Source organism: Flavobacterium sp. WG21 (assembly GCF_000335775.1).
Taxonomy (GTDB): domain Bacteria; phylum Bacteroidota; class Bacteroidia; order Flavobacteriales; family Flavobacteriaceae; genus Flavobacterium; species Flavobacterium tructae.
The window spans coordinates 99,400-111,114 of record NZ_AMYW01000015.1 but is presented as its reverse complement, the minus strand read 5'-3'; the positions used below and the strand labels follow the sequence as shown (position 1 = coordinate 111,114).

Here is an 11,715-nt window from a genome sequence, read left to right as displayed (position 1 = left end):
CGTTCGTTTTTTTTATGACTTTGAACCTATGGTTTCGTAATAAACATCTACAGAAAGTTTTTTCTGCATCGATGCCATAACAGCCAACTCATCACAGCGTTCGTTCTGCGGATGATTGTTATGTCCTTTAATCCATTTAAAATCGACCTGATGTTTGCGGTAAATAATCAGAAAACGTTTCCATAAATCCGGGTTTTTCTTGCCGACATAGTTTTTTTTCTCCCAACCAAAGACCCATTTCTTTACTACAGAATCGATGACATATTTAGAATCTGAAACTACCAGAACCTTCATATTGGGCTTTTTTAGCTTTTCAAGCCCCACAATTACAGCCAAAAGCTCCATTCGATTATTAGTAGTAAGGCGAAACCCTTCATAGAATTCTTTCTTATGCGGAGTTCCAACCAATTCCATCACCACTCCATACCCCCCGTTTCCGGGATTCCCCTTTGCAGCACCATCTGTATATATATGTACTTCGTGACTCATTTTTTTTTGACTTCTTAGATATTTAGATTGTTAGATTTCTTAGACTGTTAGAATTCTAGATTGTTGGATTGTTAGACTATTCGATTTTTAGACTTCCTTGATTTAGCAAAATCTAAAAAACATTAAGCATAAAAAAAGAAATCTAAGAAACCTAAGCTTCTAATAATCTCGAAATAATTTCCGGAAAGTACTTTTGTTCGAGCTCGTGAATCTTTTCAGCCACAGTTTCCGGGGTATCTTCTTCGGTTAAGGCCACACTTTTCTGAAAAATGATGCCGCCTTCATCATAATTTTCATTTACAAAATGAATAGAGATTCCGGTTTCTTTTTCTTTATTATCCACTACAGCCCTGTGTATGTGCATTCCATACATTCCTTTGCCCCCGTAGTTAGGTAAAAGCGCAGGATGAATGTTTATTATTTGATCGGGATATTGCTCTATTATGTTCTCCGGAAATTTCAACAGGAAACCTGCAAGAACTATCAGATCCGGACCTATTTCTTGTATTTTTTGTAATACATTTCGCTCCAAAAGTTCGTTTTTAGAGAAGATTTCGACTGGAATTTGATGATTTTTTGCTCTTTCTATAACTTTTGCCGAAGCGTTATTTGTAAAAACCGAAACAACCTTCGCAATTTTGGTTCTCGCAAAATACTTTATAATGTTTTCAGCATTAGTCCCTGATCCTGAGGCAAAAACAATAATTTTTTTCATAATCCAATTTATTTTTAGACTGCAAAAAACGGAATAAAAATCGAAAATAAATAGTCTTAAAAAGTCTTTCTTGAAATTAATTTTATAAATTAGTGTTACATTTATAAACTAAATAGTTGTTTTAAAATAAAGTTTTTTATTTTTGCCAACAAATTAAATTCTAAAATTAAAGATTATGTCAGACATTGCATCAAGAGTAAAAGCGATTATCGTAGACAAATTAGGTGTTGACGAAAACGAAGTTGTAACAGAAGCAAGCTTCACTAATGATTTAGGAGCTGACTCATTAGACACTGTTGAGCTTATTATGGAATTCGAAAAAGAATTTGATATTCAAATTCCAGACGATCAAGCAGAAAACATTGCTACTGTTGGTCAAGCTATTTCTTATATCGAAGAAGCTAAAAAATAATAATACCGCACCCGATTTCTAAAAATCCCCATTTTTTGAAATTCCAAACTCCAGTTATTGGTATTTGTTTTTTAAAATTTGAAATTTTTAAGGATCGGGTGTTATTATTTTTTCTCAAAATTAAATTTCGATTGATTTTCAATCAAAAAGATATATTTATATTGTAATGCCCATGGCTCTTAAGTAAACAGTACAGTTAAGAAAGCGTGGGTTTTATTTGTTTAAAGTACAAAATACATATTTATGGCATTAAGGCGAGTTGTTGTAACAGGATTAGGTGCACTTACTCCTATCGGGAATAATATCCAGGAATATTGGAATGCACTTGTGAATGGAGTTAGCGGAGCCGCTCCTATCACATATTATGATACAGAGAAGCATAAAACGAAATTTGCCTGTGAAGTAAAAAACTTCAATATTGAAGATTTTATGGATCGTAAAGAATCTCGTAGATTAGATAAATTCGCTCAATATGCAGTTGCTGCAAGCGATGAAGCTATTAAAGATGCCGGACTTACTAATGATAATATAGACAAAACAAGAGTTGGTGTTATCTGGGGAGCAGGAATTGGTGGTCTGGAAACTTTCCAGGAAGAAGTAATTTATTATGCTAAAGGAGACGGAACACCAAAATTCAATCCGTTTTTTATTCCTAAAATGATTGCCGATATAGCACCTGCACACATTTCGATGCGTAACGGTTATATGGGACCAAATTATACTACTGTTTCTGCATGTGCCTCTTCTGCAAATGCTTTAATTGATGCTTTCAACTACATTCGTTTAGGAATGTGTGATGTTATTGTATCCGGTGGTTCAGAAGCTGCCATTACCATTGCTGGTATGGGAGGTTTTAACTCAATGCACGCTTTATCAACAAGAAACGAAAGCCCTGAAACAGCTTCAAGACCTTTTGACGGAACCAGAGACGGTTTTGTATTAGGAGAAGGAGCCGGAGCATTAGTTCTTGAAGATTACGAACATGCAAAAGCAAGAGGAGCAAAAATTTACTGTGAAATTGGCGGTGGCGGTATGTCATCTGATGCTTACCACTTAACAGCACCACATCCGGAAGGAATTGGGGTTATTGCAGTAATGAAAAACACTTTAAGAGATGCCGGAATGAATCCTGAGGATGTTGATCACATCAACACACACGGAACTTCTACTCCTCTTGGAGACGTTGCGGAATTAAAAGCAATTAGTGCTGTTTTTGGAGATCATGCAAAAACAATCAATATTAACTCTACAAAATCAATGACAGGTCACTTACTGGGTGCTGCCGGAGCTATTGAAGCGATTGCTTCTATTCTGGCTATGCAACACGGAATTGTACCTCCAACGATTAATCATACTGTAGTGGATGAGAACATTGATCCTTCATTGAATCTTACCTTAAACAAACCTCAAAAAAGAGAGGTAAATGTTGCTATGAGTAACACTTTTGGTTTTGGTGGACACAATGCTTGCGTATTGTTTAAAAAATTAGTGGACTAATTTCTGCATATGAATATTATCAAAAAAATATTTTCAAAATCCCGTTCTCAAGAAGACGGGATTTTTTTTGACACTATTCAGAAAATACTTGGATTTCAGCCTGTTTCTATCGATTTTTATAAGAAAGCTTTTACACATCGCTCTTCCAATAAATTAGACGAATCAGGACATCCGATTAATTACGAACGTTTGGAGTTTTTAGGAGACGCAATGTTAAGTGCCGTTATCGCAGCACATTTGTTTAATAAAGCGCCCAAAGGCGACGAAGGTTATCTTACCAAAATGCGCTCGAAAATTGTGAGTCGCGAACATTTGAATGAATTGGGCAAAGACCTCAATCTCGTTCGATTTGTAGAAAGCAAAGTTCCTATTCAGCATTTTGGCGAAAATATTCATGGTAATATTTTTGAATCTCTTATTGGAGCTATTTATCTGGATAAAGGATATTCGTTTTGCGAAAAATTTATTCAAAAAAGAGTGATCACTCCTTATGTCGATATAGCACGACTTGAAGGAAAAGTAATTAGCTATAAAAGTTTGGTTATCGAATGGTGTCAGAAAGAAAAAAGAATCTTTCATTACGACATTTTTGAAGATAACGGCATTGATGGCCAACGTTTGTTTGGCGTAAAATTAAGCATAGACGATAAAGTCATTGCAAGAGCAAGAGCAACCTCAAAAAAGAAAGCAGAAGAAAAAGCCTCACAAAGGGCATATTTTGCATTTCAGGAAAAAATAGACAAGAAATAGCTACAAAACACTTGTAACTATCTTAAAGCTATAACGTTTTCGTTTATAATTTAACAAAAACATACACTTCTTAACTATTGATGCTCCGTTAGAAATAGTATATTTACACTTTATTTTTCATGACATGGCTATTCATAGATTGGATTTAGACGAATTTGACGAAATTGATTATTATTTAATGGCAATTCACACTTCATTAGAAGATTACAGATTGGCCTATTTTATCAATAAAAACCTTCCGATAAACTTAAGTAAGAGCAAAAACGAGATCCATGCTCAGACTAAAGAAGGCGAGGCAAATTTTTCGAGATTTTATTATTATGACTCCGAAAAAGCAGTTTCATGGAATCTGATTCAGAATAAAAATGAGATCATTTCAGTGAGTAAAAATGATTCTCAAGATTTGTTTTCCAATGAAACAAGTGAGGTTTCAACAACAATTCATTTACTTCCTGAATTCAAAAAAGTAGATTTTTTCCTGAAAATAGACAATAGCGAAGAGGCTCTTGACTTTTCAGAAATTCAACAGCAATTAAACAAAATAGAAAGTATTGCAGCAATTTATGCTGTAGATACTGACAAGATAAAATCAAAAAACAATCTAATTTTTTAAAAAAAATGACTAAAAACAAACAAAAAAACCAAAATTGTTGCTACACTTGGGCCTGCATGTAGTACGAGGGAGATTATCAAGGATATGATCGAGGCAGGGGTTAACGTGTTTAGAATCAATTTTTCGCATGCTGATTACGACGGAGTAAAAGATAAAATCAATATTATTAGAGGTCTTAATGAAGAGTTTGGTTACACTACTGCAATCTTAGGTGATTTACAGGGACCAAAACTTAGAGTTGGGGTAATGGAGGAAGGAACAGTAGTAAATGACGGTGATGTTATTACTTTTACAACTGCTGAAGATATCATAGGAAACGCTCAGAAAGTGTTCATGAAATATCAAAATTTCCCAAATGATGTTAATCCGGGAGAACGTATTTTATTGGATGACGGTAAATTAATCTTCGAAATTCTTACCACAGACAAAAAAACAGAAGTTACCGCTAAAGTAATTCAGGGAGGAGAATTAAAATCTAAAAAAGGAGTTAATCTTCCAAACACTAAAATTTCTTTACCGGCTTTAACAGAAAAAGATATTGCTGATGCGATTTTCGCGATCGAACAAAAAGTAGACTGGATCGCACTTTCGTTTGTAAAAACACCTCGTGATTTACAAGATCTTCAAGAATTAATCGCAAAACATTCAGAACATAAAATTCCAATTGTAGCTAAAATTGAAATGCCGGAAGCTCTTGAGAACATGGATAAAATTGTAGCGTATTGTGATGCCTTAATGGTAGCTCGTGGAGATTTAGGGGTTGAACTTCCTGCTCACGAAGTACCATTGGTACAAAAAGATCTGATCCGCAGAGCAAAAACGGCAAGAATTCCGGTTATCGTTGCAACACAAATGATGGAAACAATGATTACCAGTTTAACGCCTACAAGAGCTGAAGTTAACGACGTTGCTAACTCGGTAATGGATGGAGCTGATGCAGTAATGCTGTCAGGTGAAACGGCTACAGGAAACTATCCGGTACAGGTTATTCAAAAAATGACACAAATTTGCGAGGCAGTTGAAGACTCTCCGCTTATTCAGGTTCCGCAAAACACACCGCAAATTAAAACAAAACGTTTTGTTACTAAAACAGTTTGTCATCAGGCAGCTTTATTGGCTAATGAAATCAAAGCAAAAGCAATTTGTACTTTGACAAATAGTGGTTATACTGCTTTCCAAATTTCAGCCTGGAGACCATCTGCACATATTTTAGTATTTACTTCAAACAGAAGAATCCTGACGCAATTGAATTTGTTATGGGGAGTAAGATCTTACTTCTATGACAAAGACGAAAGCACAGATGATACTGTAACTGACGTTAACGAAATTGCAAGAGAAAGAGGATATGTTGTAAAAGGAGATTATTTAATCAATCTTGCAGCAATGCCAATTAAAGAAAAAGGAATGGTAAACACCATGAGAGTTTCTGAAATAGAATAGTTTACTTCTTAAAGTTAACTAGAAAGCCATTCGATAATCGAGTGGCTTTTTTTTATTCCTGTATTTTAATACCGATTGTATATTCAATATTGTCCAGTTGCATTGTACTATTTTCCTATTACATCGGCATTATATCAGAAAACATTGAGCTAAAATATATGTAAAATTGATTATACTCTCCTCTTTTCATCAAAAGCAAGGACCTCGCATTATGCCATTTAAATAAAATCGTTTATCTTTGATAGAGAAGCACTTAACTAAATCACAACAACTTACAACAAACACCACCATTTTCATTTAACACAACTTTACCTATACTCCGGATTTAATCAATATTTTAATAATTTCAAATTAAACTAATTTAATCATTAATTTAAATATCACAAGATGAATATTAAAAGAAAGAATCTCCGTATAATCCCACTGTTTTTATTGGGTTTACTGTACAGCTGTTCTCCAACTGTACGAGTTACCACCGATTACGATCGTGACACCAATTTCAGCGAGTATAAAACTTTTGCCGTTTACGACTTAAAAGAACAGGAAGGTCAGATTAGTCAATTAAACGTTGATCGTGTTACAAAAGCCATCCGCAGCGAAATGCTGAGTAAAGGTTTTACAGAAACTACAGCTAGCCCGGATCTAAAAATCAATGCCATATCAATCTTAAAAAACAAAACTGAAGTATCGGCAAACACTGACTTCTATGGTTATGGTGGCATGTATCGTCCGTATGGATATTGGGGTAGAGGTGCCATGATGGGAGGCGCCAATACTTTCGTCAACACCTATGATTATGTTGATGGCTCTCTAATCATCGATATTGTATCAACAAAAACAAAAAAACTGATATGGCAAGGAATAGGTAATGCTAAAATAGACAGCCAACCTAACAATCCGGAGGAATTTATTGCGTCCTCTGTCAAAAAAATCCTGGCAGGATTTCCTCCCGGACTAGCAAAAAAATAAAATTATCTACTTCTAAATCTAAAATCTGTACAGATGCTAATACGGCAAAAAAACCTCAAGACTTAGCAACGAGTAAGAGGTTACCTAGCAGATTCTCTATCAACATCAAACCCTACCGGTTGAAAAACTGGTAGGGTTTGATGCTGTTTGTATTTTGCGTATTTTGTAAGTTTATATAGCTTAACAAAAACATTTTATAAAAATTAACGGTTACAGGTTAGTTTTATTAGTTAAAATTTAATTGTTTTGTAACAAATTAGAAACACGAGAGACTAATTTATCAAAATCTTAAACATAAATTATGAATACATTTTCATTCAAATCAGTACTGGCAGCTTCTGTATTTTTTGTTGGGGCAACTGGATGTTTTGCACAGGACATTTTAGTGAATTCACTAAAACTGAATGCAAGCGAAAAAAGTAAAGAAAACTTTAAATTCACTGAAGTTATTAATCTTGGAACTACCTCAGTAAAAGCTCAGGGTTCATCAGGAACTTGCTGGAGTTATTCGACCAACTCTTTCTTAGAATCAGAAATGATTCGTTTAGGAAAACAACCGGTTGAATTGTCTCAGATTTTTTCGGCAAGAAACGTTTATGTTGAAAAAGGAATCAATTACGTACGTATGCACGGAGCGGTTAGCCTAGGCGACGGTGGTGCATTACACGATGTAATTAATATGTACAAAAAATACGGAACCGTTCCGAGAGAAGTTTACACAGGATTAAACTACGGAACCGACAAAAATAAATTTGGCGAAATGGCCGCTCTTATCGAAGGTGTTTTGGCTGCTGTAGTGAAAAATCCAAACGGAGAATTAACTCCAAACTGGCAAAAAGCATACGCTGCTGTTATCGACTCTTATTTAGGAAAAACACCGGATAACTTTACTTACAAAGGAAAAAACTACACTCCGCAATCTTTTGCTAAAGAAGTAGTAGGAATTAATCCTGATGAGTATATCGAAATGTCATCTTTCACAACTTCTCCGTACTACCAAAAAACAACTATGATGGTACCGGACAACTGGTCATTTGATCAAGTTTACAACGTAAAAGTAAACGACATGACAGATGTTATCGACAATGCTTTGAAAAAAGGATACACTGTAGCATGGGCAACTGACGTAAGTGAAAAAAGCTTTAGCTGGAAAAATGGTGTAGCTTATGTAGCTACTAAAAAATTCGACGATATGACCGCTGAAGAAAAAGCAGACATGTTCAACGGACCAAAAGCGGAACCGGAAATCACACCGGAAATGCGTCAAACAGCATTTGACAACTACACTACTACTGACGATCACGGAATGCACATCATTGGTTTAGCCAAAGATCAAACCGGAAAAGAATATTACATCGTTAAAAATTCATGGGGAGAAACAAACGACTACAAAGGTTTCTTGTTTGTAACTAAAAACTTCGTGAAATACAAAACAACTGCCTTAATGGTAAACAAAGGAGGAATCCCTTCTGACCTTGCTAAGAAATTAGGGGTTTAATTACCTTAGAGTTTTAAAAAATAAAGAAGCGCTGCAATGAAAATTGTGGCGCTTTTTTATTTTAACCGCAAAGAGCGCAAAGGTTCTTCCTCTCTCACTTTAGATTGAGAATTCTTTTTGATCTTGTTAAGAAATTAGAGGTATAATTACCTTAAAGTTTAAAAAAAATTAAAGAAGCGAAGCAATTTTCATTGTAACGCTTCTTGTTTAATCATTTTAATTTCATCGAATTATTATGGCAAGCCTTAATAGTTTTGCAAACCTAATATTGCATTTCTAGTAAACAAAAAATGAATTTCTTCTAAAATTTGGAGACGAACAGCCCCACAGATTTAATAAATATAAAAGCGATGAAATGTTTGAATTCCGATATTTTTAAATCACAAACAAGTCTTAAAGATTGTTTAGTTTTAGCTTTTATTTGTTATCTTACAAAAAACAGAAGTTTTTTATATGCTTTTTTTGTAAGTAAAGTATTCGTTTTTATTATTAAGGACACTTAATTATTAATATTTTTTTATACATTTGCATCAATGGACAAAACAGGTAAATTAAGAGCATTTGAATACACCTTAATGAGATTAACTCAGTGGTATTCAGAATCATCCCCATCAGGAGATAACGATATCAGTATCCTGAAATCTTTGAAGCTTTTATTTTTTGTATCAGCTGTTGATACTACTGTTGATTCTACAGAAACTCTTCTTGATGAAATCTTTGATAATTTTACCGCTTTACCTTTAGGACATGTTGAAAGTGATGTATATGCAGGGATAAAAGAAGGAGGATTATTATATGTTACAATTGATAATCGAAGGTCTAGAATTATAAATTTACAAGAAATAGAAAAATTAGATATTCGATATAAGAAAAAAATTGATGACTCAGTTTTCAAACTTAAAAAAATTAATAGCAATTTAGTGAAACTTTCTTCATTTGAATTGGTTGAATTAAGCCATAAGTGGTATTCATGGAAAAAAAATATACTAATTGCTAAAAGTAGAGGTTCTTCCAGCCAACCAATTAGAATACAAGAAATAAAGAGCGAAGATAAAATTTATCAATTATAGGAATATAACTTATGATTGATAAAATTACACTATTAATTAAAGAAAATTTTCTAGAAAATGCTGATTGGCATTTAGAATATTTTGATGAAGATAATGTTCTAGTAAATAAAGCAGAATTAGAAATAAAAGTAAACACAATACTTTTAGAGGTATCAAAATATTATATAGAATCCATTTTGTCAGGTGAATATATAAAAGAAAGCGATTTTGAAACACGACTCTTGGCTAATGAGGATGTTATAAATCTGTTTTTAAATTCAAATCCTTCCTTTGAAGATTTGGACTTTTATGAGATTGTGTTTAATAATCTCGTAAAGTCTCTACAACTGTTTTTGACCGATTATAGCAATTTTTTTAAAATTATTGATATACACAATACTCATCCGTCTCTTGATATAGTTTTTTCATCTTCAAAAAATACTTCGAGAGTTCTGCTTGATTTAAATGAAGACGTTCGTAATTCATATTATAATTTTTCTCGAATTTTAAAATTAAATCAATTAGATCATTTTTTTGATGAGAGTATAGGTTACTTTAAAAACCTTATAGAATTAGAAGGCTTGATAAAAAATAGTAAGCATCCCTCTCCTTTTGATGCTGCTGTAATTCTAAAATTGTCTTTTTTAAAATACAAATGGAGTATTAGACAAATAACGACTTTAAAAGCATTGAAAAGGACAGCTTCTTCTAAAAGTTACTTAGTTGATAATGTTTTAATATCTCTCCAAGAGACACCTACATTAAGTGTTGGAAATAATAAAATTATTATTTGGAAAGAGTATTTAGAAAATCACTATGATTCGGAGAATTTACATAGTTATTTTTATAGAAAATATGATGAGCTTAAACTCCTGAATGTTGAAAGCTTAACATTTTATCAACTGCATTTTCTTACAAAATATCATAAAGATATAAAACCTAATTATGAAAATCTTTCGAATATTGTTAAAGAAATTGAGTCTAGGGAGCTACGATTCACAAATGAAAAAGAAAGGTTTTTATATTATAAAAACTTGAATTATGCTCTAAATAATCAATTCTCCTTGCTGGTTCAAATTCCAGATTCTAAAAAAGAAGATGTCGAAAAATTGAGAAATAAAATTATAGCATTTCAATCAAGAACTAGTAATGAAAATTTCTTTGTTGAGGTGAAATATTTAAAATATAAAATAGAAAGTCTTGAGAAATTAGTAAACGGTAGAAAAGCTTTAGATACAGAAATGGATATTAGAACTCATCTTGAAGAGATTAGGTTGCTATTTACAAAATGTGAAAGCAAGATTAATTGGTCTAAAAATCACCATAATTTATTGTATCAATTAGAGTATAACGAGAGTTTGGTTCCATTAAATTCAGGAGTTAACGATGTTTATTTTGCATCGTCTTTTTTGTTGCCACTTTCGAAGGAACAAATTGATTCAGAGTTCCAAGAATTACGTACAAAGTTTAATAATGATTTTAATCATTTAGAAGTTTTAGGTGCTTTAACAAAAGAATTTACTTTAATTAAAGATTTGAAAAATAATGTGGAAAGTAGTGATAAGAAATCTATTGAAACTATTACAATCTACACTGCAGTGATTTCTTTTATTGTAGGAACCGTTTCTGGTTTTTCTTTTGTTAGTACTTTTTTCAAAGCACTTATTTTTTTGCTAATTTTTTCGTCATCACTTTCACTTTTTGTCCTTATGGTTTTTATATCTACTAGAGGTGTTGATTTTATAAAAAGGAATAAAGACTATTTTTTTAGTGCATGTGGATTTTTAATTCTTCTACTGGGTATTTTATGCTTTTTCAATTACTGTGAAACTGAAATTTCTCAAAAAGAGATGAATTTAAAATACAATAAAAAAATAGATTCATTGAATAATATATATGATTCCAAGATGAATCTTTTGAAAGAACAATTAAAACATGAGATTTATAGAAATCCTGATACGTTAACACTTAAGGTATCGCCCAATATTTCTAATGCAAAGGCATCTATACTTTCTAATAAAGGGGGGTAATAACTATTAATTAATCGTTCTAAATAATTAGTATTACCCGTCATCAACTTCTACAAATACTCCACTTTATCCTTTTCAGCCTGAATCAAGCGGTCGTAAAGTTCTACAACTTTATCAATCGAACTATGATTGCTCTTTTATTTTCAAAAAGAATCTGTAACAAATTATTTTTTTATTCCAATTTGTTTCAAAAGCTGTAACAATTTTTAAAAAATTTTAATTTTGTTTCAAAAACTGTAACAAAATATTTTTA

General features: G+C 32.6%; 10 protein-coding genes and 1 pseudogene. 9 read left to right on the top strand and 2 right to left on the bottom strand.

Going from position 1 to position 11,715, the window contains the following annotated elements:
- Positions 1-12: 12 nt before the first annotated feature.
- Both rnhA and purN read right to left on the bottom strand, forming a co-directional pair.
- Positions 13-489 carry a ribonuclease HI gene (gene rnhA / locus C245_RS0112555; RefSeq protein WP_017496949.1) on the bottom strand — a complete coding sequence of 159 codons (477 nt, stop codon included), beginning with the start codon at positions 487-489 and terminating at the stop codon, positions 13-15.
- Between the two features lie 151 nt (positions 490-640).
- Positions 641-1,204 carry a phosphoribosylglycinamide formyltransferase gene (gene purN / locus C245_RS0112550; protein WP_017496948.1) on the bottom strand — a complete coding sequence of 188 codons (564 nt, stop codon included), beginning with the start codon at positions 1,202-1,204 and terminating at the stop codon, positions 641-643.
- A gap of 175 nt (positions 1,205-1,379) precedes the next feature.
- Here purN and C245_RS0112545 point away from each other — a divergent pair, with 175 nt between their 5' ends.
- The 9 genes and pseudogenes from C245_RS0112545 (at position 1,380) to C245_RS0112500 (ending at position 11,462) form a co-directional block, all read left to right on the top strand.
- Positions 1,380-1,616, top strand: coding sequence for an acyl carrier protein (locus C245_RS0112545; protein ID WP_007137004.1), 237 nt, complete (start codon positions 1,380-1,382; stop codon positions 1,614-1,616).
- Between the two features lie 243 nt (positions 1,617-1,859).
- Positions 1,860-3,113, top strand: coding sequence for a beta-ketoacyl-ACP synthase II (gene fabF / locus C245_RS0112535; protein WP_017496946.1), 1,254 nt, complete (start codon positions 1,860-1,862; stop codon positions 3,111-3,113).
- 9 nt (positions 3,114-3,122) lie between these two features.
- The gene (gene rnc / locus C245_RS0112530) at positions 3,123-3,863 is read left to right on the top strand and encodes a ribonuclease III (RefSeq protein ID WP_017496945.1); all 741 of its coding nucleotides are present in this window, start codon (positions 3,123-3,125) and stop codon (positions 3,861-3,863) included.
- Between the two features lie 124 nt (positions 3,864-3,987).
- Positions 3,988-4,476, top strand: a complete 489-nt coding sequence (locus C245_RS0112525; RefSeq protein WP_017496944.1) for an IPExxxVDY family protein — start codon at positions 3,988-3,990, stop codon at positions 4,474-4,476.
- Positions 4,477-4,491: 15 nt separating this feature from the next.
- Positions 4,492-5,916 (top strand): annotated as a pseudogene (gene pyk, locus C245_RS0112520) (pyruvate kinase); the annotation flags it as partial.
- A gap of 387 nt (positions 5,917-6,303) precedes the next feature.
- Complete coding sequence (locus tag C245_RS0112515; protein ID WP_017496942.1) at positions 6,304-6,885, top strand: DUF4136 domain-containing protein; 582 nt, start codon at positions 6,304-6,306, stop codon at positions 6,883-6,885.
- Between the two features lie 301 nt (positions 6,886-7,186).
- Positions 7,187-8,383, top strand: coding sequence for an aminopeptidase C (locus C245_RS0112510; protein ID WP_017496941.1), 1,197 nt, complete (start codon positions 7,187-7,189; stop codon positions 8,381-8,383).
- 533 nt (positions 8,384-8,916) lie between these two features.
- The gene (locus tag C245_RS23715; RefSeq protein ID WP_017496940.1) at positions 8,917-9,453 is read left to right on the top strand and encodes a type II toxin-antitoxin system antitoxin SocA domain-containing protein; all 537 of its coding nucleotides are present in this window, start codon (positions 8,917-8,919) and stop codon (positions 9,451-9,453) included.
- A gap of 11 nt (positions 9,454-9,464) precedes the next feature.
- On the top strand, positions 9,465-11,462 hold the full coding sequence (locus C245_RS0112500; RefSeq protein ID WP_017496939.1) for a hypothetical protein: 1,998 nt from the start codon (positions 9,465-9,467) through the stop codon (positions 11,460-11,462).
- Positions 11,463-11,715 lie beyond the last annotated feature (253 nt).